Here is a 25,376-nt window from a genome sequence, read left to right as displayed (position 1 = left end):
GATCAGGCCAGTTCGAAGCCGGGATAGCCGGTGGCCGCGATCTCGTCGCACCGGCGCCGATACTCGGGGATGCCCGCGGTGTAGGCCATGTAGCGGCGCTTCTTGCCGGGCACGTTCGCGCCGTTGTACCAGGAGTTGCAGCTCGGGTGGGCCAGCACCGTCGGCTCCACCAGCGAGGTGGTGTGCTCGATCCATTCCCGCTGCGCCTCGGGGGAGGCCTCGATGGTGCGGTGCCCCTGGTCCCGCAGGTGGGCGATGCAATCGCCGATCCACTCGACGTGCTGTTCCAGGGCCGCAACGAAATTGGTAGCCGCCGAGGGGCTGCCGGGGGCCTGGACGATGAACAGGTTCGGGAACCCGGCCACCGCCAATCCCAGGTACGACGTGGGGCCTTCGTCCTGCCAGACCTGGCGCAGGCTCGCGCCGTCGCGGCCGGTGATGTCGATGCGGCTCAGCGCACCGGTCATGGCGTCGAACCCGGTGGCGTAGATGATCACGTCCAGGTCGTGATCGCCCTGCTCGGTGCTGATGCCCGTCGGGGTCACCGCCCGGATGGGCCCGGACCGCAGATCCACCAGCGTGACGTTGTCGCGATTGAAGGTCTCGTAGTAGCCCTGGTCGATGATCGGGCGCTTGCAGCCGAACGGATGGGTCGGTACCAGCGCGGCCGCGGTCACCGGGTCCTTGACGATCCGCGCGATGGCCTCGCCGTAGAGCTTGGCGGCCATCCGGTTGGCCTCGATGTCGAAGAAGACGTCGCCCCAGTTCAGGGCGCCCATCACGCCGTGCTCGTCGATGGCGCGCAGTTGTTCCTCGCGGGTGGCCGACTTGATCGGTGGCCGCGCGAGCATGTCCAGCAGCAGCGAGAACGCGCTGAGCCGCGCCGCGCCGACCGGGTGTTCGCGCTGGGCCGCGCGGATCGCGGGGTAGGCCGCCTTGAGGTCATCGAGTTCGGCGGCGGGCAGCGGCCGCACGTCCCACGGCAGGGTGTAGGCAGCCGAGCGCTGGAACACGGTGAGTTGTCCGGCCTCTCGGGCCACGACGGGGATCAGCTGCACGCCCGTGGAGCCGGTGCCGATGACCCCGACGCGCTTGCCGGCCAGGTCGAACCCGGCCTTGGGCCAGCACGCGGTGAACAGCGACGCCCCGTCGAAGGAGTCCATGCCGGGCACGTCCGGTTCGAGCGGGACCGAGAGGATGCCCGAGGCCGCGACCACGTGCGAGGCGGTGAATCGGGCCCCGGTGTCGGTGTCGAGGTGCCAGCACGCCTCGTCGGCGTCGAAGGCCATGGCCGTGACCCGAGTGTTCAGCCGGATGTCCCGGCGCAGGTCGAGCTTGTCGGCGACGAAGTTCAGGTACGCCTCGATCTCCGGCTGGGCCGGCATCGTCTCGGTCCACACCCACTCCTGCTGGATCTCCTCGGAGAAGCTGTAAGAGTACTCGATGCTCTCGATATCGCAGCGCGCACCGGGATAGCGGTTGAACAGCCAGGTGCCCCCGACGTTTTCGCCGGCCTCGACTGCGATCACCGACAGGCCGAGTTCCCGCAGCCGGTGCAGCATGTACAGCCCGGAGAACCCCGCACCGATGACCAGGGCGTCGTACCGCACAGCGCTCATGTGGACTCGGTGAACCGCAGCATGGTCCGGGTCAGGTGCAGGCTGGTGATCTGCCAACGCCCGTCGCGTTTCTCGTACGTTTCGTGATAGTGCCCGGCGCCGTGCAGTTGCCGGTCCTCCCAGACCAGCAGATCCTCCATCGCCCAGATGGCGCTGGCCGTGGTCGGTGAGGTCATGTCGATCTCGGGGGTGTGACAGTGATGCATGGTCGCCGCGCCGGCGATACCGCCGAGCACCACCGGTTCGAAGGCCTCGAGGCCCTGCAGGGGCGCCATGGTCTGCGGGTCCGCACCGCCGGTGGACACCGCCAGATCGAGTGTCACGACGACGTCGGGGGCGAAGAGCGCACGCCAGGACTCGATGTCGCGGGTGTCGAGGAAACGGCAGTACTGCGCCTTCAATCGGCGGATCGCCTCGACTTCGTCCCGCGGGTCCGCGGCGGGCGGTTCACTCATCTGGCGCTACCTCCTCGATGGGTCTGCTGAAATCACTACTGTAATCTATTCCGTACTGACCGTGCGCGAGATGGGGAAGCGATAATGAAGGTCCCGTTCACCTGGAAAGTCACCGGGTGGTTCATGATCGGCTGGTCGGCCGAGTACGAGGTTGGCCACGTCAAGGCGCTGAAGTACTTCGGCGAGGATCTGGCCGCCTACCGCGACGAGAACGGCGACCTGCACGTTCTCGAGGCGCACTGCAAGCATCTGGGCGCCCACATCGGCCACGGCGGCACGGTGGTCGGCGACTGCATCGAATGCCCGTTCCACGGGTGGCGGTGGGGCCCGAAGGGCGACAACACCTATATCCCGTACCAGCCAGACCGGCCCAACCGCGGCCTGAAGCTCCGTTCCTACCCGGTCCAGGAACAGTACGGCTGCATCTTCATGTGGTACCAGCCCGAGGGTAAGGAACCGCAGTGGGAACTGCCCGATATCTTCCACAAGTTCCCGCAGTTCGAGACCGACCCGAACGCCTACTACCGGCCGTATCCGGAGTTCTCCAGCCGCGCCGACGCGATCCCGGTCCATCCGCAGATCGTGGCCGAGAACGCCCCCGACAGCTCACATTTCCGCTATGTGCACAAGGCCACGGTCACCCCGATCTGCCTGCACTGGGAAGGTGTCGACGAAGAATGGCGGTTCCTGACCGGTTGGCCCGACGTGCGCAGCGACGACCCGGACGCGATGGCCCTGCGCATCCACAGCCACTACTCGGGACTCGGGTTCGCCATGAGCGCCTTCGAGGGGGCCTCGAATCACCGGTTGATCTTCGCCTGCACCCCGGTCGACGACGAGGTCTCCGACATGTTCTATTCCATCTGGTGGCCCAAGGAACCCGGTGAGACCTCCGACATCCCGCCCGAGCACGTCCGCACCAAGGTCGAGCGTCAGTACCTGAAAACGGTGTGGGAGGACTGCGACATCTGGCGCTACCAGAAGTATGTCGAGCATCCGCCGCTGGCCAAGGTCGACGCCAAACACTATATGGCCCTGCGTAAGTGGGCGACACGGTTCTACGACGTTCCGCCCGCCGAAGTGACCGCCCACGCATGACGGCGGCGCTGGCAGATCTGGTCGCACCGGCGCACACCGCCGTCGTCACCCAGGAATTGCAGGGCGCGGTGGTCGGTCCGTCGGCGGGCCTGGCCGCGCTGGCCACCGAGGCCCGTCGGGAGGCACTGCCCAACATCGCGCGACTGCTGCCGACGGCGCGCTCGGCGGGTGCCGCCGTGGTGCACTGCCTCGTGCAGCGCCGCGCCGACGGCCGCGGCTCCAACCACAACGCCAAGCTGTTCGCGATCGGCCGTCAGGACGTCGACATCGCGCCGGGCAGCACGGGCGCGACGCTGCTCGACGAGTTCGGACCGGAGCCAAGCGATCTGGTGCTGCACCGCTGGCACGGGCTGGGCCCGATGGGAGGCACCGATCTGGACGCGATCCTGCGCAACCTCGGGGTGCGCACCATTGTCGCGGTGGGGGTCTCGCTCAACGTCGCGATCCCCAATCTGGTGATGGATGCCGTCAACGCCGGCTACCGGGTGGTGCTGCCCCGCGACGCGGTGGCCGGTATCCCCACCGACTATGGCACCGCGATCATCGACAACACGCTGGCACTGCTGTCCACCGTGACCACCACCGACGCCCTGATCGACGCCTGGGCCCGGGCCTGAGTCGTCAGAATAACGGAGCAACAATGCAATTCACCGTTCCCGCAGTGGCCGATGCGATCGCGGCGGCAATCCCGGACCGCCCCCTGATCATCCAGGGCGACCGCAGCTATACCCACGCCGAGGTCGCGGAACGCTCCAACCGGTTGGCGGCCTTCCTGCACGGCCAGGGCCTCGGGTGCCACACGCCGCGGGCCCAGCTCGCCGGGCATCAGAGCGGCCAGGATCTGCTGGGCATCTACGCCCACAACGGGCCCGAGTACGTCGAGGGTCTCCTCGGCGCATTCCGGGCCCGGGTCGCCCCGTTCAACGTCAACTACCGCTACGTCAAGAACGAGCTGCAGTACCTGCTGGCCGACGCGGGTGCCACCGCGCTGCTCTACCACGCCGAGTTCGCGCCGCGGGTCGCCGAGATCCTGGGCGACCTGCCGCAGTTGCGCGTGCTGATCCAGATCGCCGACGACTCTGGCCACGAACTACTTCCGGGCGCAATCGATTACGACGACGCCCTGGCCTCCGCGTCGGCGGCGCCACCGCCGGTGCAGGCCGATCCGGATGACCTCTACGTGCTCTACACCGGCGGGACCACCGGGATGCCCAAGGGCGTGTTGTGGCGGCAGCACGACATCTTCGTCGCCTCCTTCGGCGGCCGCGACCTCTACAGCGGCCACACCGCCGCCTCCGTCGAGGAACTCGTCGAGAAGGCCCGCGCCAACCCCGGCATGACGCTGATGATCCTGCCGCCGCTGATGCACGGCGCGGCGCAGTGGGGCGTGATGACCGCGCTGACCACCGGGCAGACCGTGTTGTTCTCCGAGGTCGCGGGCCGGCTCGATGCCGACGTGGTGCTCGCCGAGATCGCCCGGCACCGGGCCGGGGTGGTGACCGTCGTGGGTGACGCCGTGGCGCGACCGCTGGCCGATGCCATCGAACGCGGCACGGTCGACGTGTCCTCGCTCAACGTCGTCGCCAATGGCGGTGCCCTGTTGACGCCGACCACCAAGCAGCGGCTGATCGACCTCAAGCCGGGGCTGATCGTCGTCGACGGCGTCGGCTCCTCGGAGACCGGGGCCCAGATGACGCACATGTCCGCGCCCGGGGCCGTCTCCACCGGGATCTTCAAGCCGGGGCCCGACACCTTTGTGGTGGCTGAGGGGCTGGACCGGGTCCTCGAGCCCGGCCACGACGGCGACGGCTGGCTGGCGCAGCGCGCCCCGGTTCCGTTGGGCTACAAGGGCGATCCGGACAAGACCGCCCGCACCTTCCCGGTGGTCGACGGCACGCGGTACGCAATTCCTGGGGACCGGGCGCGCCACCTCGCCGACGGCACCATCCAGTTGCTGGGCCGGGATTCGGTGACCATCAACTCCGGCGGGGAGAAGATTTTCGCCGAGGAGGTCGAGACCGCGTTGGCGGCGCACCCGGCGGTGGCCGACGTCGTGGTCGCGAGCCGCCCCAGCGACCGCTGGGGACAGGAGGTGGTGGCCGTGGTCGCGCTGACGGCTGGGGCCACGGTCGACGCCGAGGAGCTCATCGCACACGCCGGCACCACGCTGGCCCGCTACAAGCTGCCCAAGGCGGTGGTCTTCCGGCCGGTGATCGAGCGCAGCCCGGCCGGCAAGGCGGACTACCGCTGGGCCCGCGAGCAGGCCGAGCAAGCCCAGTGATTTCGGCGTGATCTCCCACGGTGACCGTGGGTGATCACGCCGAAATCCCAGGGGCGTGGGTGCGGAATGGAACGGAACGCCGGCCGGTTCAAGAGAGTGCCCGCAGTTCGAGAACTATGCGATAGCAGCCGCAGCGAATGGAGCCTGGCACCAATGACCGTCTCGTCGAGCAACGACGTACTCACCGCGGACGATATTGCGTTTCTCCGCCGCCCGTTACACGGATTTCTGTCGGTTGCGGGTGGTCCGAACCCACCACAGCCTCGACCGGTGTGGTTCGAGCCCACGGCCGACGGCAGCATCCAGTTGTTCACCGGCCCGGACTCACTGCACGTCCGACGGCTGCGCAGGGATCCCCGCGCCTCGATCGTTGTTGCGGCACCCGCCACCGAACGCGAACGTTGGATTTCGGTATCGGGCCCGGCCTCGATCGAGGCCGGTGGTGCCCATGAACTCTGCGAGCGCCTCGCAGCGCTCTACTGGGACCTGGAGGACCCGGTGCGCGCCAACGACCTGAAAGTACTGCTGGGCGAGGCGGAGTGGGTCCGCCTGGTCATCCAACCCGAGCAGGTCCGCCGCTACGCCGGATGACGCCGGCCCCGAGCGACCCATCCGCGGTGACGGTCTGGCGCGCGGGTGACTACGACCGCTTGGCGTAATGCCGGGCGGCTTTCGCGCGGTTACCGCAGATCGCCATCGAATGCCAACGGCGCGCGCCGTTCTTGGATGTGTCGAGGAAGAACAGCACGCAGTCGGGATGGGCGCACTGCCGAATCCGGTCCGGCGCGGTTGCCAGCAGGTGCAGCAGGTTGTCCGCGGCGACCCAGGCGGGCAGCCAGGCGGAATCGGCCACGTCCGGCAGGTCCACTGGGCCGTCGGCGGTCAGGCGCCGGCGGATGCGGCCATGGTCGAGAATCTCGTTGAGTGCGTCCGCGTCGTCGTGCCGGATCGCTGCGAGGATCGCACTGCGCGCGGCCAACAGAGCCTCGAGCGTCCGCTCGTCGGCGGGCGCGCGGTCGATCAGGCCCGCCGACGTCAGCCAGATCCGCAGTCCGTCCACGTCGGCGAGCAGATCGCGGGGGCCGTCGTCCATCCAGCAGGTGTTCAGCAGGTCCAATGCCAGCGGTTCGCCGACGTGCGGACGCGGATCGCGCATCTCCGACCGACCTCCTCTCCCGGGCCCTAACCCCTGAACCGAAGTTTAGCGGTTGCGCGAGCGCACCGCTCGGCGTACGGTCTAACCATCAAAGTGATAGAGACCGGTTATACCGAGGAGGACTGCCATGACCACCGCCAGCACTGCCCGACTTGCGCCCGGACACGTAGGACTGAACGTGTCGGACCTGCAGCGATCGACGGACTTCTACTGCCGCGCACTCGGCTTCGAACAACTGACCGCGAGTTCCGACGACGCGAAGCGGTGGGTGTTCCTCGGCGTCGACGACAAGGTGACGCTCACGCTCTGGCAGCAGAGCAGCGGCACGTTTTCCACCGCTACCCCGGGACTGCACCATCTCGCATTCGAGGTCGACAGCATCGAGCAGGTCCGGGCAGTGGAATCGACCCTGCGCGAATTCGCCGTCGAGTTCGCCCACGACGGCGTCGTCGCGCACGGCGAGGGTCTCGACTCGGGCGGCATCTTCTTCACCGACCCGGACGGCATCCGCCTCGAGGTATACGCACCCCGGGGCGTCGAGCCGGCCCCCGCACCCGACGGCGAAGCCCCGACGTGCGGCTTCTTCTGACCGACACCATCCCGCGAACAACGGCAACGCAAAACGGGTGATACGGATGACCCCTTTCCACGCCGGCGAGCTCACCGTGCAGCAGCGCATGGGGCAGTCGCACATCGCCGAGAAGGTCCGCCGGGGTATCCGCGCCGACATCCCCGAGGTCGCCGCGAACTTCCTCGCCGAACAGCAAATGGTGGTGGTGGCCGGTACCGACGAGACCGGCCGACTGTGGGCGAGCGACCTCGTCGGTCCGCCGGGTTTCGTACGCGCCGTCGGCGACCGGACGATCGCCGTGGCCGCCCGCCCGGCCGCCGACGATCCGCTGGCAGCGCCCCTGGCCCGGTCGACCCGGATCGGCATGCTGGCACTGCAGCCCGAACGGCGTCGGCGAATGCGGGTCAACGGAGCCGTCGTCGTCCACGGCGACGGACTACTGATCACCGTCGATCAGGTGTACTCCAACTGCCCGAAGTACATCTCGCGCAGGCGCATCACATCCTTCGAACCGGATATCGCGCGGACCGCGACGCGACGCACCGGCGAACTGAATCAGCAGCAGCAGCAGATGATCGCCGCTGCCGATACCTTCTTCGTGGCCACCGCAGACGACGAGGGCAATGCCGACGCCTCCCATCGCGGTGGCAATCCCGGTTTCCTACAAGCACTCTCGCCGACACAGCTCCGGTGGCCGGACTACCGTGGCAACTCGATGTTCATGACGCTCGGCAACATCGAGGTGAACCCGCGCTGCGGAATCCTGCTGTTGGATTGGGCGACCGGCGCCAGCCTCCAGCTGACCGGTACCGCCGAAGTGCTATGGGAGCCAGACACATTCGCCGTCGGCGCCCAATGCATGATCGACTTCACCATCGTCGAGGTCATCGAACGCGCAGGACCCGGACCGCTGCGCTGGAGCAAGCCCAGTGATTTCGGCGTGATCTCCCACGCTCACCGTGGGTGATCACGCCGAAATCGCGGGGGGATCAGGGCAGCACGCGCACCGGGACGCTGCTCCAGCCGGCGACGTTCTGCATGTTGACCCGCTTGCAGCCGCTCCAGTCGACCTCGTAGCGGGGCATGAAGTCCAGCATCCGGTCCAGCGCGATGGTGCTCTCCAGCCGGGCCAGCGCCGCGCCCAGGCAGCTGTGGATGCCGTACCCCAGGCCGAGGTTCTGCGCTTCCGCGCGGTCGCGGTCGATGTCGAACTTGTCCGGGTCGGTCCAGGCCTCCGGATCCCGGTTGGCCGAACCGCCCACCAGGAACACCGGCTTGCCCGCCGGGATCGTCACGCCGTGCAGGGTGACCTCGCGCATGGAGCGGCGGACGTTGTACTGCGCGGGCGCCTCGTAGCGCAGCAGTTCCTCGACCGCGAACGGGACCTTGGCGCGATCGGCCAGCAGCAGTTCCCACTGGTCGGGGTTCTGGGCGAACACCACTGCCGCGGTGCCCAGCAGCTTGGTCACCGTCTCCGCCCCGGCCCCGCCGAGAAGCACTGCGAACTCGGTGATCTCGAGGTTGTTGAGCGGGCCCATCTCGCCGTTCTCCCGCTCGATCTCCGACTCGATCAGCTTGCTCAGCAGGTCGGGGCCCAGATTGTCGCGGCGCGCCTTGATCAGCTTGTAGTAGTAGACCGACATGTCGATGGCGGACTTCAACCCCGCCTCGCTCATCTCGACCTCACCGGGTTCGCGGTGCAGGAAGTCGTCGATCCACAACCGGATCTGCTGCCGGTCCTCCGCGGGCACGCCCTGCATGATGGTCATCACCTCGACCGGGAACAGCGCGGAGAACTCCTGCACGAAGTCGAAGCCGGCGGGGTCGACCGCCGACAGGTACCGGTCGATGGTCTCGGTGACCAACTCGCGCCGGGCCTCGATCGCCCGCGGGGTGAACACCCGGTTCAGCAGGCTGCGCATCCGGCGATGGGCCGGCGGGTCCATCGCGATGATCCCGCCGTGCTCGGTGACATGCCCCTTGCGCACCTGGGCCAGGTCGACGCCGTAGGCCGACGAGTAGGTCTCGTGGTCCTTGAACGCCGCGGCCACGTCCTCGTGCCGGGTCAAGGCGTAGAAGTCGTACTGCTCGCTGTAATAGACCGGCGCTTCCTCGCGCATGCGCCGGTAGATCTCATACGGACTGTTGAAGAAGTCCTCGGAGAACGGGTCGAATACCACCGTTGCCGTGCTCATCGTCTGTCTCCTGAACTCGAGGGTCGGGCCAACCGGCGGCGAGTCTTGTTGCGCGCCCGCCGAAGTGCGGCGTCGGCGTACAACTTCATCGGCTTGGTGAACGGTGGCGCCGCGCTACCGGTGATGCTGAACGGCAGGTCCGAGCCCACCACGGTGCGGTAATGGCTGAACCCGTCGAAGCCGGCCTTGCCGTGGTAGGCGCCCATCCCGCTGCGGCCCACGCCCCCGAACGGGGCGGCCGACGGAATCATCTGGGCGGCAAAGTCGTTGCGGGCCACCCCGCCGCTGCGGGTCCCCCGGACGAAGCCGCGGAAGTCGTCCCCGTCGGGGCCGTACCAGTACGCCACCAGCGGGGCGGGACGGGAGTTGATGTAGCCGATCGCATCGGAGAGCCGGGTGTAGGGCAGCACCGCCAGCACCGGACCGAACACCTCCTCGTGGGCGATCCGCATGTCGTCGTCCACCCCGCGGATCAGGGTCGGCGCGATCTTGCGGGTGGCCCGGTCCGGGAGTTGCTCCCCCGCCGGCGCGACGGCCTCGACCACCGCGCCCTTGGCGCGGGCGTCTTCGATCAGGCCCAGCACCCGGTCGAAGTTGGGTTCGTTGACGCTCGAGCAGTAGTCGGGGTTGCTCACGATGGTGTCGAACATGCCCTGCCAGGTGCGGCGCGCGCTGTCCACGAACGCCTCGACGTGCCCCTGCGGCACGAGCACGTAATCGGGGCACACGCAGACCTGGCCGCCGTTGACCAGTCGAGCCGCGGCGATCCGCGCGGCCGCCTTGGCGACGTCGTCGCGGCCGCCCGGGGCGACCACCACCGGGTTCTTGCCGCCGAGTTCCAGCGTGACGGGCACCAGGTGTTCGGCGGCCGCGCGTTGGACCCGCACCCCGATATCCGGTGAGCCCGTGAAGAACAGGTGGTCGAAGGGCAACGCGCTGAAGGTCGCCGCCACATCCGGCCCGCCGGTGACCACCACCAGCTCGGTCGGGTCGAAGTACTTCGGTGCCAGCTCCGCCAGCAAAGCCGCTGTGCGCGGGGTGATCTCGGACATCTTGATCATCACCCGGTTGCCCGCGGCGAACGCCGCGACCGCCGGGAGCACCACCAGGTTCAGCGGGAAGTTCCAGGGGCCGATGATGCCGACGACACCCAGCGGCGTGGGTTCTACGTCGGCGCGCAGCCCCACCACCCGGGCCGCGCGCAGCAATTTGGTGGTCCGCATCCAGCGCGCGGCGTTCTTGCGGGTGTGCTCGACGACCGGGATCATCCCGACCATCTCGGTGAACAGCGATGCCGCGCGGGAGCGGGTACCGAAGTCGTCGCCCATCGCCTCGACCAGGTCGCCGGTGTTGTCCAACACCAGGGCCAGCAGTCGGTCGATCCGATTCAGCCGCACCGCCAGCTCCGGCGGACCCTGCTCGACGAACGACTCGCGCTGCCGTTGCAGCAGCGATTCCAGCTCGTCCACCCGCAGCTCCGACCTGCTCATCGATGCCTTACGCCTTCCTGTCGCACCCCCGGCGTACCGGCTGGTCCACCACCACCCCAGCCAAATTCGGGACGATCAACGGTAAAGGTTACAGTATCTTACCCAGACGGTGCGCGGTGCACGGTTGGACAGCCCGCCGCGCCACGGCACTAGGTAAGTTACTGTAAGAGTTACGGTTGACGGCCGACGGACGGCTGCGCGCAGCCGATCCGGCACTTCAGAAGGGGAGAACGTGAACGAAGTGGCCATCATCGGCGTGGGCTTGCACCCATTCGGCCGATTCGAGGGCAAGTCGGCCATGCAGATGGGGGTGGACGCGATTACCGCGGCCGTCGCCGACGCGGGCGTGCAGTGGTCCGACGTGCAGGCCGCCACGGGCGGCAGCTGGACGGTGGCCAACCCGGACGCGATCGTGGGCATGGTGGGCCTGACCGGCATCCCGTTCACCAACGTGTTCAACGCCTGCGCCACGGCGGCGAGCGCGGCGAAGGCCTGCGCCGACGGTATCCGGCTGGGAGACTATGACATTGGCGTGGCCGTCGGCCTCGACAAGCATCCCAAGGGTGCCTTCACCGAGGACCCTGCCCTGGTCGGGATGCCCCGGTGGTACGCCGAGAACGGGCAGTACCTCACCACCCAGTTCTTCGGTATGAAGGCCAACCGCTATCTGCACACCCACGGCATCTCCCAGGCCACGCTGGCCAAGGTGGCGAACAAGAACTTCCGCAACGGCGCGCTGAACCCCAACGCGTTCCGGCGCAAGCCGATCTCCGAAGAGGACATCCTCAACTCGACGATGCTGAACTACCCGCTGACGCAGTACATGTTCTGCGCGCCCGACGAGGGGGCCGCGGCCGTGGTGATGTGTCGCGCGGACATCGCGCACCGCTACACCGACAAGCCGGTGTACCTCCGCGCCGTCGAGGTCCGCACCCGCAAGTACGGCGCTTACGAGGTCAACACCACGTTCGCGCCGGTCGACGAGGACGTCGCGCCCACCGTGTACGCGGCCCGCGCCGCGTTCGAGAAGGCCGGGATCGGGCCCGAGGACGTCGACGTCATCCAGCTGCAGGACACCGACGCCGGCGCCGAGATCATCCACATGGCCGAGTGCGGGTTCTGCGCCGACGGCGAGCAGGAGAAGCTGCTGGCCGACGGGGCCACCGAGATCGGCGGGTCCATGCCGGTCAACACCGACGGCGGGCTGATCGCCAACGGCGAACCCATCGGCGCCTCCGGGCTGCGGCAGATGCACGAGATCGTCCGGCAACTCCGCGGCGAAGCCGGCGAGCGGCAGGTCCCCGGTTCGCCCAAGGTCGGTTTCACCCAGCTCTACGGCGCGCCGGGCACCGCCGCGGCCAGCATCCTCACCACCTAGCACCGTGCCGAGCAAAGGCCTTGCCATGACATCACCCAGGACATCACCCAGCGAGCAGTTCCGGGACGCACCGATCTTCGATGCCGACCAGCACATGTACGAGACCGCCGAGGCGCTCACCAAGTACCTGCCCGAGCGCTACCAGCGTGCCGTGCAGTATGCGCAGATCGGCAGGCAGACCCGGATCATCATCAACAACAAGGTCACCGACTTCATCCCGAACCCCACCTTCGAGCGGGTCGCCGCGCCGGGGGCGCACGAGAAGTTCTTCGCCGGCAGGAACACCGAGGGCCTGACGCTGCGCGAGATGCAGGGCAAGGCCATCGAGGCGCCCGCGGCCACCCGCAATCCCGAGGACCGGGTTGCCGAACTCGACCGGCAGGGCGTCGTCGAGGCCCTGAACTATCCGACCCTGGCGAGCCTGGTCGAGCACTCCAGCGCCGACGATCCGCAACTGACGCTGGCCATCATCCACGCGCTCAACCAGTGGATGGCCGAGCACTGGACCTTCAGCTACGCCGACCGGGTGTTTTCCACGCCGATCCTCAACCTCTCCGAGGTCGATGCCGCCCAGCGTGAACTCGAATACATCCTCGACCAGGGCGCCAAGGTGGCGCTGATCAAGCCCGGCCCGGTCAACGGCCTGCACGGCTGGCGCTCGCCAGCGCTGCCGGAGTTCGACCCGTTCTGGCGCGACGTGGAGGCGGCCGGGCTGCCGATCGTGCTGCACGCCAGCTATCCGCCCCTCGATGACTACGTCAACAGCTGGGAACCGCCGCACACCCAGAACTTCATGGCGCAGAGCGCATTCCGCTGGATGGTGCTGGGACATCGCGAGATCGCCGACATGCTCACCAGCCTGATCTGCCACGGCACCCTGACCCGGTTCCCGAAGCTGCGGATCGCCAGCGTCGAGAACGGCAGCAGCTGGATCTTCCCGCTGTTCAACGACTTCGAAGACCTGGTCAAGAAGATGCCGCAGAACTTCCCCGAGCATCCGCACGACGTGTTCCGCCGCAACATCTGGGTCAGCCCGTTCTGGGAGGGCTGCGTGGCCGACGTCGTCAACACCGTCGGCTGGGACAAGGTGTTGTTCGGCTCGGACTACCCGCACCCGGAGGGGCTGGCCGAACCGAAGGGCTACTGGCACTACGCCGAGGGCATGGACGTGCGCCGGACCTACGACTTCATGGGCGACAACGCCCGCCGGTTCATGGGGCTGCCGATCGCCAACCCCGACCCGGACGCCGTCCACCCGCCCGAACTCGTCGCACCCGGAAGCTGAGATGACCCAAACACAGAGTGGCACCGGCATTCTCGCCGGTGAGCAGCGGATGCTCATCGACGGCGAACTGCGCCACACCGACGGGGGCGCGCTGTTCGACGTCGTGCACCCCGGCAACGAGGAGGTCGTCGGTCAGGTCGCCGACGGCACGACGGCCGACATGGGCCGCGCCGTCGGCGCGGCCCGGCGCGCGTTCGACGACACCGACTGGTCGCGCGATCTCGACTTCCGCTACCACTGCCTGATGCAGTTGCACGCGGCGCTGGAACGCAACAAGGAGCGCCTGCGGCGCATCGTCGTCACCGAGGTCGGCTGCCCGATCAGCGTGACCGGCAGTCAGATAGAGGACCCGATCGACGAGGTACGGCACTGGGCCGAGCACGGCCGCGACTTCGAGTACCTGGTCGACACCGGCATCCACAAGGCCCCGATGGGGACCGCCCGGCGGACCATCTCCTACGAACCCGTGGGCGTGGTCGGGGCGATCACCCCGTGGAACGTGCCGTTCTACCTCAACATCGCCGAGACGGTCCCCGCCCTGATGGCCGGCAACACCGTCGTCCTCAAACCCGCCCAGCTCACCCCCTGGTCGGGCAGCGAACTCGGCCGCATCATCGCCGAGGAAACCGACATCCCCGCCGGGGTGTTCAACGTCGTGACCTCGAATGCCAACGAGGTCGGCGCCGCCCTGAGCGCGGACCCGCGGGTGGATATGATCACCTTCACCGGCTCCACGGCCACCGGCCGCGCCATCCTCGCCGCGGCCGCGCCCACGGTGAAGCGCACCATGATGGAGCTGGGCGGCAAGTCCGCCCACATCGTGCTCGACGACGCGAAGCTCGAGAAGTGCCTGCCGATGGCGGCCATGGTCGCGTGCGTGATGTCGGGTCAGGCGTGCATCATGGCCAGCCGAATCCTGCTGCCGCGCAGCCGCTACGACGAGGGCATCGAAATCCTGAAGGCCGCCATGGCGGCCACCGCGGTGGGCGATCCGTGGGATCCGGCAATGCTGCAAGGCCCGCAGATCAGCGAGACCCAGCGGCAGAAGGTGCTCGGGCTGATCCGCTCCGGCATCGACTCCGGCGCGCGGCTGATCACTGGCGGCGGCGTCCCCGAGGCGCTGCCCGTCGGCTATTACACCCAGCCGACGCTGCTCGCCGACGTCGACCCGGACTCCCAGGTGGCGCAGGAAGAGATCTTCGGTCCGGTACTCACCGTGATCCCGTACGACACCGACGACCAGGCCGTCGCCATCGCCAACAACTCCATCTACGGGCTCTCCGGCGAAGTCACCGGGGTTGACACTGAACGCGCCTTTTGTATCGCCCGGCGGCTGCGTACCGGTAACGTGACGGTCAACGGACGAAGCCACTTCGGCATCACCAGTCCGTTCGGCGGCACCAAGCAGAGCGGCCTCGGCCGGCGCAACGGGGCCGAGGGGTTCAAGGAGTACCTGGAGAGCAAGACCATCGGGCACCCGGCGTAGCTACCCGGTGCCCGGCGCAGACCGAGCAGAGAAGGGGTTGTTGTGCTCAAGCCGATGGAGGGCGTTCGGGTCCTCGAGGTCGCACAGTTCACGTTCGTCCCGGCGGCCGGGGCCATCCTCGCCGACTGGGGCGCGGACGTCATCAAGGTGGAACACCCGGTCCGCGGGGACACCCAGCGTGGCTTCATCAACATGGGCGGGTTCCAACTCGACCCGAACCGGCATCCGCTGATCGAACACCCCAACCGGGGTAAGCGCAGCGTCGGCATCGACGTCTCGACCCCGGGCGGTCAGGAGATCCTCTACGAGATCGCCAAGACCGCCGATGTGTTCCTCACCAATTACATGCCCGCGCAGCGCCAGAAGAACAAGTTCGATGTTGAGCACATCCGCGCGGTCAACCCCAACATCATCTATGCCCGCGGCAGCGCCTACGGCGACAAAGGCCCCGAGCGCGACACCGGCGGCTTCGACGGCACCGCGTTCTGGACCCGCAGCGGGGTGGGGCACGCATTGACACCCGAGGCGATCAACGGCGCACTCTCGCAGGGGATCCCGGCGTTCGGCGACTCGATCGGCGGGATGAACATCGCGGGCGGCATCTCGGCGGCGCTGTTCCACCGGGAACGCACCGGCGAGACCGCCGAGATCGACGTGTCGCTGCTGAGCACCGCGTGGTGGGCCGCGGGCGCCAGCGTCACCCAGGGCTTGGAGACCGGCGAGACCATGCGCTCGCTGATGCCCGGCGACGTCGGCTCGGTCAACCCGCTGATGGCGAACTACCAGACCTCCGACGGCGGCACCATCAATTTGTGCATCGTCAGCCCCACGGGATATATCCGGGACACCTTCGAGCATCTCGGGCTGCCCGAACTGGCCGACGATCCGCGATTCAGCGATGTCATGCCGCTGATCGAGAACGCCGCGGCGGCCGCCAAGCTGATCACCGAGGCCATCGCGAGCAAGCCCTTCGAGTACTGGCGTCAGCACCTCAAGACCATGAAGGGCCAGTGGGCGCCGTTCCAGAGCCTGGTGGACCTGGGCACCGACGAGCAGGCGCTGGCCAACGACATGGTGGTCGAGGTCGAGGCCGGCGACGGCGGCGAGCCGTTCAAGGTGGTGCGCGGGCCGGTGCAGTTCAACCACGAGGCGCTGGAGACCACCCGCGCGCCGCAGGCCTCCGAGCACACCGAACTGGTGCTGATGGAACTGGGCGTGGACTGGGACCGGATCGCCGAGCTCAAGGACGCCGGGGCCATCGCCTGACAGGCGCCTGACACGTCGCGGCGAAAATGCAGTCAGGGTCGTGGTTCACGAAGAACCACGACCCTGACTGCGTTTTGGCCTAGGCCGCTAGGACGCCTTCTTCTTCGGCGGGGAGTAGTTCGGCTTACCCAGCCCCAACACATGCTGGGCGATCATGTTGCGGAACACCTCCAACGTCCCGCCGTAGATCCCGGCCAGCGGCGCGAAGCGGTACAGGTACTCCGACTTCCCGTCGTCGAGGGTGCCGTCGGTCTCGATCGGCAGCACCGACGCCGGCCCCGCGAGATCCATCAGGTCCGGGCCGATGTCACGCATGGTCTGCGCCTGGGCCACCCGCCCGAAGATGCTGGGCGTGGACAGCGCGGCCTCCAGCCGGGCGGCGCTGCGGCCGAGCCGATAGGCCACGGCGCCGTCGTCGATGCGGCGGCGGCCGCGGGCGTCCGGTTGCGTGGTCGACGCCGCGACCGCGTCCAGCGCCGCGGACATGAAACCGGCCTGATGCGCCATGATCGCGACGTCATCGAGGCCATCCGGGGTGGACGGCACCGCGCCGTGCTCGGCGTCCAGCGGTCCGCGCAGCACGGCCCAGCCGCCGTTGGCCTCGCCCAGCAGATACTTGTCGTCGACGCGGACGTCGCTGTAGTAGACGATGTTGGTCCGGTCGCCGTCGACGGTGCGGATGCCCTGGATCTCGATGCCCGGCAGGTCCAACGGCACGAGGAACATGCTCAGGCTCTTGTGCTTCGGGGCCTCGGGATCGGTGTTGGTGATCAGGAAGACGTATTGGCAGTTGTGGGCGCCGGTGGTGAACATCTTGGCGCCGTTAATGACCCACTGGTCGCCGTCGCGGACCGCGCGGGTCTTGCAGGTGGCGATGTCGGAGCCGCCCTCGGGTTCGGTGTAGCCCAGGCACATCCGGACGTGGCCGCTGAACACCTTCGGCAGCACCTCGTCGACCAGTTCCGGCTTGCCCGAGGCCTGCACCGAGCGGGCCACCAGCTGCGTCGTCCCCCAGGTCACCCACGGGACGTGTGCGCGTCGCTTCTCCAACTGCCAGATGCGACGGCGGACCCGAGTGAAACCGCCGTCCTCCTCGGTCTTCCACTCCTTCTCCAGGTAGCCCGCGGCCCCGAGGGCCAGATGCACACCCTCGTCAAAGTTGTCGCCGGTCTCCCGGTCGCGGCGACGGACCTCGTCGGTGACGTGGGTGTTCAGGAACTCGCGCACCTCGGTGCGAAACGCCCGGTCCTCGTCGCTGAGCTCAACAGTGCTGAAATCCATTGCGTTGTCTTCCTTTACGCGGGGGCGGCTTCGCGGTCGGCCACGATCTGGGCGACGTGTTTGGCGGTGTCGCCGGGGTCGCCGCCGGCCAGTGCCCAGCCGCGCGCACGAACGAGGTAGGCCGTGGCCGCGGCCTCGACCGAGACGCCGAGCCCGCCCTGGATGTGAACGGCCATGGTGGCGGCCTTGGGGGATTCCTCGGCCATGAACACGAAGGCGCAGCCGGGCAACTCGGGCCGCTCGTCGGGCTCGTTGTCCAGGAACCAGGCCGCGCGCCGGGCGAGGTTGCGCCCGCCCTGCACGGTGATCGCCATGTTGGCCAACGGATGCGAGATGGCCTGCAGCGTGGAGATCGGCACGCCCAGGGTGTAACGGTTCTTGGCGAACTCGGCCGCGATGTTCATCGTCTGCTCCACCAGACCGGCCAGCGCCGCGGCGGTCAGCACCTGCCATTCATCCAGCGCGCGTTGATATTCGGCGATTGCGGCCGGACCCGAGCCCAGGACCGTGCGCCGGTCGGCGGCCGCGGGGTCCACCCAGGCCATGGGCAGCCGTCCGAGGTTGTCCACCCGGTCCGGCCGGGCGTCGTAGCTCAGCAGCACCACGTCGTCGCCGTCGCGGGCGACGATCCGATCGGCCACCGCCGCGGCGGCGATCAGCCGGGGTCCCGGGGCACCGGTGCCCTGCGCGTCGAAGGCCAGCAGTTGGGTGCCCGCGACGGCGTCGGCCAGGTCGTCCTTGCTGCCGCCGAGGCGCGCCCACAGTCGGGCGGCACACACGTGGTCGATCCAGGGCACCGGCGCCACCGCGCGGCCCAACTCCTCGGCCACCAGGGCCAGGTCCACCATCGTGGCGCCGTCGCCGCCGACGTCCTCGCCGAGTGCCATGGAGGTCGCACCGGTCGCGCACAGGCGTTCCCACAGGCTCTTGTCGAACCCGGTTTCCTCGGCGGCCCAGACCACCTCGATGGTGCTGTGGGTCTCGAAGAACTGCCGGTACGCCGTCTGCAGATCCTGGTGGTCCTCGCTGAGGCTGTAGTCCAGCCTCCGCAACTCGTAACGGTCCATGCGTTTACTGCTCCTGGGTCTCGAAGAAGAACTGCTCGGCGTTGTTGTACAGGTAGTTGTCCAGCGCCTCGGCCGGAAGGTCGAGGGCCTTGGCCTCGGGCACCACGCGGTGTTGGCGCAGCACCGGCCAGTCCGAGGCGAAGATCACCTTGCCGCTGCCGCGAGTCCGCATGTAATGCAGCAGCGAATCGGGCAGTCGCTTGGGCGACCACGCCGAGGTCATCAGCCGCAGGTTCTCGTACTTGATGAGCATCCGAATCGCGATGTCCCACCACGGATCCGCGCCGTGCACCATGCACAGCTTCAGTTCGGGGAACCGCACGCACACCCGGTCCAGGTGGATCGGGTTCTGCACCTCGCCGGGGATCGGCGGGCCGGGGATGCCGGTGTTGACGCACAGCGGCAGGCCCATCTCCGCGCACTTCGCGTACAGCGGGTAGTACACGGCGTCGCTCGGCGGATACTGACCGTCGCCCCAGAAGCTGGGTCCCACAATGGAGTACGCCACCGGGAGGTCGGCGGCCACCGCGGTGAGCTCGCGCAGAGAGGCCACCGGACGGAGCAGGTTCACCCCGCCCATCGCCAGGGCGAACCGCTCGGGCTTGGCCTCGACGAACTTCCGGGCCGTCACCGACGGTTTGGCCAGGTTGTCCATCAGGATGGCCTTGACCACACCGTGCTCATCCATCTCGTCGATCAACTCGGAGAGATCCACGGGGTCGAACATGGACTTGGGGCCCTTGAAGTAGTCGTCCCGGACCTTGGTCATGAACTTCGGTTGCACCTCGGTCTCACCGAAGTGCACGTTGACCAGACAGTCGATGGCCCGGGAGCCGGGTTCGCTCTGTGTCATCTCATCCCTCGCCTTGTAGAGCCGATACCGATTGCAGCGCCGCCTCTTTGGCCCAGCGGTAGTCGGCCTTGCCGTTGCCCAGTCTGCGGACCTGCTCGACGAACAGGAACTCCTTGGGCACCTTGAACCGCGCCAGCGCGGCAGCGCACTGATCGTGCAACTCGTCGGCCCCGGCGCTCGCGTCGCCGCGCAGGTGCACCAGGGCGACGACCTCCTGCCCCCACCGTTCGCTGGGGCGGCCGATCACCACCGCGTCGGCGACCTCGGCGTGCGCGCGCAGCACCTCCTCGACCTCCTCGACGAACACCTTCTCGCCGCCGGTGTTCACCACCAGCGAGTCGCGTCCGTAAAGCCGCAGGGTGCCGTCGGCTTCGATGGCGGCCCGATCCCCGGAGATCACCACCCGCAGGCCGTCGACCTCCGGGAAGGTCTTGGCGGTCGCGTCGGCGTCACCGTAGTACCCCAACGGGATTCGGCCCCTGCGCGCGACCCAGCCGATCTGGTCCTCCCCCGGTTCCAGGAAGCGGCTGTAGTCCTCGGCGAGCACCAGGCCGCCGTCGCGGAAGGTGAACGTCTCGGTGTGGTTGCCGCGCTGGTTGTGCCCGAAACCCATGTTGCCGGTCTCCGAGGAACCGTAGCCGTTGATCAGGGTGACGTTGGGCAGATGTTCGAGCAGGGCCTGCTGATTCTTGAGATTGGTGCCGGCGCCGCCGGTGCCGATCGCGAACAGCGATCCCAGGTCGTAGCTGTTGCTGTCGAGTTCGGCCACGATGGGACCGGCGTAGGCGTCGCCGACCATCGTCATCAGCCCGACCTTCTCCCGCTCGGCCGTCTGCAACACCGCGCGCGGGTCGAACCGCTTCGAGGTGTCGTGCAGCACCACCGTCTGTCCGCTGAGCACCGCCGAGAAGGCTGTCCACAACCCGGCCGCGTGCATCAGCGGCGAGACCGCGAACCACGGGGCGCCCAGATGCTGGACCTTGTCGTGGATCTCGCTGACCGCCTGGTGATCGGCGCCGTTCATCGAGGCGACGTACATGTCGGCCTGCCGCCACAACACGCCCTTGGGGCGGCCGGTGGTGCCACCGGTGCACACCATGATCAGGTCGTCCGGTGACCCGGTGGGTGTCGCGTCGGTGGCACCGGCGACCAAGGCGTCGTCGAGTCGGACCGCACCCGGCAGTTCCGGGGCGGCGCTGCCGTCGTCGATCGAGATCATCAACTCGGCTGCGCCGGGCAGGATCTCGGCGAACTGCGCGCCCAGGGACCGGTGGTAGATGACGCCGCGCGGAGTGAGGTACTCGAAGAGTTCGGCGACCTCACGCGGGGTGTAGTGGTAGTTGACGTTGACCGGGACGACGCGCGCCTTGAGGCAGGCGAGCACCATGTCCGGGTACAGGTCGTTGTGCATGAGCAGGGCCACCCGGTCCTGCCCGCACTCCCAGTTGGACAGCCCGGCGCGCTCGCGGTGCGCCCCGAAGCCCCGGGCGGCCAGGAAGTTGGCCAGTCTACGGGTGCGCTCCGCGGTCTCGGCGAACGTACTGCGGCGCTGCCCGCACACCGTCATGGTGCGCTCGGGCACCACCTCGGCGATGGCATCGAGTACGGCGCCGAGCGTCCATTGCGTCATATCGGTGGTCAGGATCCGGCCGTCAGGCGGGGTTGGGCCGGTGAGCGCTCAGCAAGGTAAGAGCGTTGTCGCGCATCACCATTCGGGTGTCCTCGTAGCTGAACTCCGGGAACTGCGGGATGTCCGCGGTGAATGACGTCGGATCCGCCAACCCTTCACCGTGCGGCCAGTCCGAGCCGAACAGGATCTTGTCGACGCCGATGGTCTCGGCCAGCAGCTTCACGTCGTCCTCGTAGTACGGGGCGATCCAGACGTTGTTGCGCAGCTGCTCCACCGGATCTTCCTTGTAGTGGTACGGCGCGTTGTTGGCGGACTTCTTGAGTCGCTTGATCAGGCGGTAGACGAAATACGAGCCGTTCTCGATGCTCACGACCTTGAGCTTGGGATGGCGGGTGAACACCTGGTGCACGATCATCGCGGCGATGGTGTCGTGGATGGCGCGGTCGTCCATGATCACCATGTCGAGCGGGTCGCGCTTGCCGAATCCCTTGAACACCCCACTGCCACCCCACAATGCCGGGATGGCCATGTAGCCGGAGTCGGAAAGGTGGAACACCACTGGGACGCCGGCCTCGGCCAGCCGCGCCCACACCGGGTCGTGGATCGGGTCGCCGAGTGAGCGGGGCTTGGCCACCCCGGGTACCGGCGCGGGCCGCACGCACACCAGCTTGGCTCCCCGACTCAGGACGAAATCGACTTCCTCGACGGCCTTTTCGGGGTCGGCCAGCGAGATGATCGGCGCTGACAGGATGCGATGGTCGGGACGGTCGAAGCCCCAGTCCTCGTCGAGCCACAGGTTGAAGGCGTGCACCGAGGCCATGGTGGCCGGGATGTCGTGCTTGAGGCCCTCCTCCACGCCGCAGGCGAAAGTCGGCAGCATGAACACGGTTTCGAGGTTCTGCTTGTCGAGGATCGCCACCCGGGCGTCCCGGTTCTGGTACTCGGGGTGATCGGAGAGGGGGTCGACCTTCATCAGCGACGCGGGGTCCACGCCCTCGGGGATCTCGCCGCGGAACAGCAGATCCAGGCAGCCCGGTTCGATGATCGGGTCGAAGGTGGGATTCGGGATGAAGTGGTTGACCACGCCGCCGAAGACCGCCAGGGTGCGCTTGCCGTCCTGCACCATTTGCACGCCGCGGCTGCGAAATTCCTTGGGCAGGTGGCGGGTGAAGGAGTCGATGGGTTCGTAGTAGTGGTTGTCGACGTCGATCGCCGCGTAATCGAGCTTGGCGGGCTGGGGCCGCTCCAGTGTGGTCATCTCGGGATCTCCTATCAGTCCTGGGCTGCCAGAGGCGGAAAGTTGGGGGGACGCTTTTCGAAGAAGGCCGTGATGCCCTCGAGGAAGTCGGTGCGCGTCATCGACTCGTGCATGAGCTTCTCGGCCTTGTTGCTGGTCTCGATCATCGGCAGGCCGGCGTCGGCGTAGAGCTGTTGCTTCATGATGGCCATGGAGCTGGGCGCGCAGTTGGCGGCGATGTCCTCGGCGTAGGCTAGTGTGCGTTCCATCAGCTGCTCGGGGGCGACGACCTCTTTGACCAGTCCGAGTTCGGCGGCCTCCTCGGCGAGGAAGGTGCGCCCGCTGAGCAGCAGGTCGACGGCGATGCCCCAGCCGACCAGCCGGGGCAGGATCCAGGAGATGCCGTATTCGGCGATCAGGCCGCGCCGCGCGAAGGAGGTGGTGAACTTCGCGCCGGCGGCGGCGAAGCGGACGTCGGCCATCAGTGCCTGCGACAGTCCCATCCCGGCGACCGCGCCGTTGATCGCGGCGATGACGGGTTTGGAGACCTGGGTAAGGAAGTACGGATGTTTGCCGGCGACCAGCGCGCTGACGTCGGTTTTGCTGGCCGAATCGACGGTGGTCGCCGAGATGGTGTCGAGCCCGCCCATGTCCGCGCCGGCGCAGAACGCCCGGCCGCGGCCAGTCATGACGATGACCCGCACCCGCGGGTCGGCCTCGGCCTGCTCGATGTAGGAGTAGAAGCCCGACGCCAGGGCCCCACCCCAGGCGTTCATGCGCTCCGGGCGGTTGAAGGTCAGCACAGCAACGCCGGAGTCCCGGACCTCGTAGAGCACCGCGGGTGGCGGTTCGGTCGCCGCTTCGCTCGCGGTGACGCCATCGGCAACGCTCATCGAGAGCAGCCTCCTCGAATCGTTCGGGGCGGGGAACCGGTCGTTGTGTAGCTCTTACTGTATACCTATCGGTACTGGGTTCTGCAACTACGGCCGCGCATACGGTGACGGCGGATGAACGTGCAGTTCAGGCAATGCTTTTCGCGTCCAGGGCAGCCCTCACCCGCCGGTACGAAACGTTGACTTTCCCCCGCCCGTCGGCGCAGCGACCGAGACCGGGCGCTGCGGGCCACACAGGGCCGCGGTGGGCAGAACACTTTAGGGCAGACGAGCCGCAAATGGGTGGCTACCTCAGATGAATTTATTAGGTTAGCCAACCCTCTTGTCTCATAGGTTCTACACAGCTAGCGTTCATGTGTCTCACAGAGACATCCAATGTGTCCCTCTGCACTCACTCAGGAGAATTCGTGCAAACACACCTCAACGCCGAGCCCTCAGGGGGCGAGCGTGAGCCGCTTCCACCGTCGTCGTCCCGCCGCACCAAGCTGGCGATGGCCGGCGTCGCGATGGCGAGCGCGGGCGCCCTGGCGCTGACCCCTGTTATTGCCACGCCGACGTTGCCGGACGTCCAGGTCGACCGAATCGAACTGGCGCGCACCGACGCCTACGCGATGACGGCCCTCGACAGCGCATTCGGGCCCTACGCCGCGCTCGTCAAGAACCTCTACGGCGAGATCGTGGCGGGGCGCGAGGTGTACGAGCGGGTGACCGACCCGACTACTGAGTCCGGCTACCGGTGGCAACTCAAGGACCAGCCTTCTCTGATCAGCAATGTCTCGAACGCCTCGAACAATCTGGTGCAGACGCTGACCAATCCCACGGTCCACGCCGGGTTCGCCAATGCCATTCAGAACCTTGCCGACCCGGAACGCCTCCTCGGCGTGCTGGGCAACCTGCCTGAGTACGCCGAGCGCCTCACGGCCTCCGGCGATCTCGGCGGCGACTTCCTGCAAAACGCCCTCACCACGCTGCTGATCGGCACCGACGAGCAAGAAGGTGCGCTGCCGAGAACCCTCGCACTGCTGTCGGAAGGCAAGTTCTTCGCGGCATTCAGCGAGATCAACTACTGGTTCCTGGTGGATGGGCTATCCGCCGGCCGACAGTCGCAGATCGACGGCGGCCTGCTCAGTCTTCCTGGTGACATCCTGCTCGACCTCGGGCTCGAACCGCTGGCCAACGTCATCGGGCATTCCTCGATGACGGAGTACGGGATCGACGGGAAGCCTCTCAGCGCCAACGACGGGCTGCTGGGGCGGAGCATGATCGGTAACCTCGGCCGCGCGCTGATGGCCCCGCCGATCACCGCGATCTTCCAGACCATGGAAATTCTGGACGATGTGCAGGAGTTCGCCAAGAACGACCAGTTCGACCTCGCCATCGCCGAACTGATTGCCGCACCGGCGAAGATCACCAGCGCCTTCCTCACCGGATACGTGCCGGGCCCGCTGATGGACTTTGAGGCAGAAGCCGGCCGTGGTCAGGCCTTCCCTGGCATCTTCTCCCCGACCGGCCCGCTTGATTTCGTCTTCAAGCAGATCCCCGACGAGATCGTCAAGGGCCTCTCGGCGCAGAAGCTGCCGCCGGCGGACGAGGACGATGACGAAGGCGTCGACGGCGCGTCCGAATCGCCCGCCGCGCTGGTGTCGGCGACGGATACGAAGGTCGACCGGAAGACCGTCGCGATCAATGTCGACGGCTCGGCTCCCGAAACGCCCGTTACCGAGGCGCCTGCCAAGGACGCGCCGGTCACCGAGGACGAGACCGGCACGGTCGCCGAGGGCGAGGCCGAGACGGTCACCGAGGACGAGACCGGCGTGGTGACCGAAGAGGGCACCGCGGACGAGGCCAGCGACGCCAAGGAGCTGACCAGCAAGGACCGCATCTCGCTGCTGCGCGAGCAGGCCGCCGAGAAGCGTGCCGAGCGCGTCGAGCAGCGAAAGGAGCGCATCTCGAATGCCCGCGACGCCGTCCAGCGGGTGGGCTCCAACATCCGCAAGGGCCTCGGGCTGCCGGACCGTGCGCAGAAGCCCGGCACCTCGAAGGCAGGCAACGACGACTCGAGCAAGTCCGATTCCAGCTCCAAGTCGAAGTCCGAGAGTAAGTCCGACAGCAAGTCGGACAGCTCTGACGACTAA

The 25,376-nt window shown here is 67.7% G+C and carries 22 protein-coding genes; 11 read left to right on the top strand and 11 right to left on the bottom strand.

Translation table 11 applies throughout. From position 1 onward, the window contains the following. Positions 1 to 2: 2 nt before the first annotated feature. Both EL338_RS03045 and EL338_RS03040 read right to left on the bottom strand, forming a co-directional pair. Positions 3 to 1,619 carry a flavin-containing monooxygenase gene (locus EL338_RS03045; protein ID WP_126332387.1) on the bottom strand — a complete coding sequence of 539 codons (1,617 nt, stop codon included), beginning with the start codon at positions 1,617 to 1,619 and terminating at the stop codon, positions 3 to 5. Further along, the gene (locus EL338_RS03040) at positions 1,616 to 2,074 is read right to left on the bottom strand and encodes a nuclear transport factor 2 family protein (protein ID WP_126332386.1); all 459 of its coding nucleotides are present in this window, start codon (positions 2,072 to 2,074) and stop codon (positions 1,616 to 1,618) included. Before EL338_RS03040 ends, EL338_RS03045 begins: the two co-directional genes overlap by 4 nt. A gap of 84 nt (positions 2,075 to 2,158) precedes the next feature. Here EL338_RS03040 and EL338_RS03035 point away from each other — a divergent pair, with 84 nt between their 5' ends. The 4 genes from EL338_RS03035 to EL338_RS03020 all read left to right on the top strand — a co-directional run bounded on the left by EL338_RS03035 (position 2,159) and on the right by EL338_RS03020 (position 6,044). Further along, a complete protein-coding gene (locus EL338_RS03035; RefSeq protein ID WP_126332385.1) occupies positions 2,159 to 3,172 on the top strand; it encodes a Rieske 2Fe-2S domain-containing protein in 1,014 nt (337 codons plus the stop codon). Continuing rightward, on the top strand, positions 3,169 to 3,789 hold the full coding sequence (locus EL338_RS03030; protein WP_126332384.1) for a cysteine hydrolase family protein: 621 nt from the start codon (positions 3,169 to 3,171) through the stop codon (positions 3,787 to 3,789). Before EL338_RS03035 ends, EL338_RS03030 begins: the two co-directional genes overlap by 4 nt. Before the next feature lie 23 nt (positions 3,790 to 3,812). Beyond that, positions 3,813 to 5,453 carry a medium-chain acyl-CoA ligase Mig gene (locus tag EL338_RS03025; RefSeq protein WP_126332383.1) on the top strand — a complete coding sequence of 547 codons (1,641 nt, stop codon included), beginning with the start codon at positions 3,813 to 3,815 and terminating at the stop codon, positions 5,451 to 5,453. A 153-nt stretch (positions 5,454 to 5,606) separates the two neighbouring features. Then, complete coding sequence (locus EL338_RS03020; protein ID WP_126332382.1) at positions 5,607 to 6,044, top strand: pyridoxamine 5'-phosphate oxidase family protein; 438 nt, start codon at positions 5,607 to 5,609, stop codon at positions 6,042 to 6,044. A 49-nt stretch (positions 6,045 to 6,093) separates the two neighbouring features. Here the strand turns inward: EL338_RS03020 and EL338_RS03015 are convergent, their stop codons facing one another. Further along, positions 6,094 to 6,609 carry a CGNR zinc finger domain-containing protein gene (locus tag EL338_RS03015; protein ID WP_126332381.1) on the bottom strand — a complete coding sequence of 172 codons (516 nt, stop codon included), beginning with the start codon at positions 6,607 to 6,609 and terminating at the stop codon, positions 6,094 to 6,096. Between the two features lie 127 nt (positions 6,610 to 6,736). Here EL338_RS03015 and EL338_RS03010 point away from each other — a divergent pair, with 127 nt between their 5' ends. Both EL338_RS03010 and EL338_RS03005 read left to right on the top strand, forming a co-directional pair. Then, complete coding sequence (locus EL338_RS03010) at positions 6,737 to 7,198, top strand: VOC family protein (RefSeq protein WP_126332380.1); 462 nt, start codon at positions 6,737 to 6,739, stop codon at positions 7,196 to 7,198. Between the two features lie 46 nt (positions 7,199 to 7,244). Beyond that, the gene (locus EL338_RS03005; protein WP_126332379.1) at positions 7,245 to 8,147 is read left to right on the top strand and encodes a pyridoxamine 5'-phosphate oxidase family protein; all 903 of its coding nucleotides are present in this window, start codon (positions 7,245 to 7,247) and stop codon (positions 8,145 to 8,147) included. A 22-nt stretch (positions 8,148 to 8,169) separates the two neighbouring features. Here EL338_RS03005 and EL338_RS03000 read toward each other — a convergent pair whose 3' ends face one another. Together EL338_RS03000 and EL338_RS02995 are read right to left on the bottom strand one after the other, a co-directional pair. After that, positions 8,170 to 9,375 (bottom strand): cytochrome P450, encoded by a 1,206-nt coding sequence (locus EL338_RS03000; protein ID WP_126332378.1) that lies wholly within the window; start codon positions 9,373 to 9,375, stop codon positions 8,170 to 8,172. After that, positions 9,372 to 10,865 carry an aldehyde dehydrogenase family protein gene (locus tag EL338_RS02995; protein WP_126332377.1) on the bottom strand — a complete coding sequence of 498 codons (1,494 nt, stop codon included), beginning with the start codon at positions 10,863 to 10,865 and terminating at the stop codon, positions 9,372 to 9,374. Before EL338_RS02995 ends, EL338_RS03000 begins: the two co-directional genes overlap by 4 nt. 232 nt (positions 10,866 to 11,097) lie before the next feature. On the opposite strand from EL338_RS02995, the gene EL338_RS02990 reads away from it, so the two are divergent. Genes EL338_RS02990 through EL338_RS02975 form a run of 4 tightly spaced genes read left to right on the top strand, consistent with a single transcriptional unit; the run spans position 11,098 to position 16,280 of the window. After that, entirely contained in the window at positions 11,098 to 12,243 is a 1,146-nt protein-coding gene (locus tag EL338_RS02990) for a thiolase family protein (RefSeq protein ID WP_126332376.1), read from the top strand. Positions 12,244 to 12,268: 25 nt separating this feature from the next. Beyond that, on the top strand, positions 12,269 to 13,528 hold the full coding sequence (locus EL338_RS02985) for an amidohydrolase family protein (RefSeq protein WP_126332375.1): 1,260 nt from the start codon (positions 12,269 to 12,271) through the stop codon (positions 13,526 to 13,528). A gap of 1 nt (position 13,529) precedes the next feature. Beyond that, complete coding sequence (locus EL338_RS02980; RefSeq protein ID WP_126332374.1) at positions 13,530 to 15,014, top strand: aldehyde dehydrogenase family protein; 1,485 nt, start codon at positions 13,530 to 13,532, stop codon at positions 15,012 to 15,014. Positions 15,015 to 15,068: 54 nt separating this feature from the next. Further along, a complete protein-coding gene (locus EL338_RS02975; RefSeq protein ID WP_126336645.1) occupies positions 15,069 to 16,280 on the top strand; it encodes a CaiB/BaiF CoA transferase family protein in 1,212 nt (403 codons plus the stop codon). 87 nt (positions 16,281 to 16,367) lie between these two features. Here the strand turns inward: EL338_RS02975 and EL338_RS02970 are convergent, their stop codons facing one another. Genes EL338_RS02970 through EL338_RS02945 form a run of 6 tightly spaced genes read right to left on the bottom strand, consistent with a single transcriptional unit; the run spans position 16,368 to position 23,241 of the window. Next, positions 16,368 to 17,561: an acyl-CoA dehydrogenase family protein gene (locus EL338_RS02970; RefSeq protein ID WP_126332373.1), complete on the bottom strand. Its 1,194-nt coding sequence runs from the start codon at positions 17,559 to 17,561 to the stop codon at positions 16,368 to 16,370. Positions 17,562 to 17,575: 14 nt separating this feature from the next. After that, positions 17,576 to 18,628, bottom strand: coding sequence for an acyl-CoA dehydrogenase family protein (locus EL338_RS02965; RefSeq protein ID WP_126332372.1), 1,053 nt, complete (start codon positions 18,626 to 18,628; stop codon positions 17,576 to 17,578). 4 nt (positions 18,629 to 18,632) lie between these two features. Continuing rightward, on the bottom strand, positions 18,633 to 19,481 hold the full coding sequence (locus tag EL338_RS02960) for an amidohydrolase family protein (RefSeq protein WP_126332371.1): 849 nt from the start codon (positions 19,479 to 19,481) through the stop codon (positions 18,633 to 18,635). A 1-nt stretch (position 19,482) separates the two neighbouring features. Beyond that, on the bottom strand, positions 19,483 to 21,111 hold the full coding sequence (locus EL338_RS02955) for an acyl-CoA synthetase (RefSeq protein ID WP_126332370.1): 1,629 nt from the start codon (positions 21,109 to 21,111) through the stop codon (positions 19,483 to 19,485). 22 nt (positions 21,112 to 21,133) lie between these two features. Further along, complete coding sequence (locus tag EL338_RS02950; protein WP_126332369.1) at positions 21,134 to 22,369, bottom strand: amidohydrolase family protein; 1,236 nt, start codon at positions 22,367 to 22,369, stop codon at positions 21,134 to 21,136. A gap of 14 nt (positions 22,370 to 22,383) precedes the next feature. After that, positions 22,384 to 23,241, bottom strand: a complete 858-nt coding sequence (locus EL338_RS02945) for an enoyl-CoA hydratase (RefSeq protein WP_126332368.1) — start codon at positions 23,239 to 23,241, stop codon at positions 22,384 to 22,386. A 407-nt stretch (positions 23,242 to 23,648) separates the two neighbouring features. Between EL338_RS02945 and EL338_RS26095 the strand changes: the two genes are divergently transcribed. Beyond that, a complete protein-coding gene (locus tag EL338_RS26095; protein WP_163791993.1) occupies positions 23,649 to 25,376 on the top strand; it encodes a hypothetical protein in 1,728 nt (575 codons plus the stop codon).

It is taken from the genome of Mycolicibacterium chitae, from assembly GCF_900637205.1.
GTDB lineage: Bacteria > Actinomycetota > Actinomycetes > Mycobacteriales > Mycobacteriaceae > Mycobacterium > Mycobacterium chitae.
Note: the sequence above shows the minus strand (reverse complement) of the source record. Positions and strands in the feature narration are given on the sequence as shown.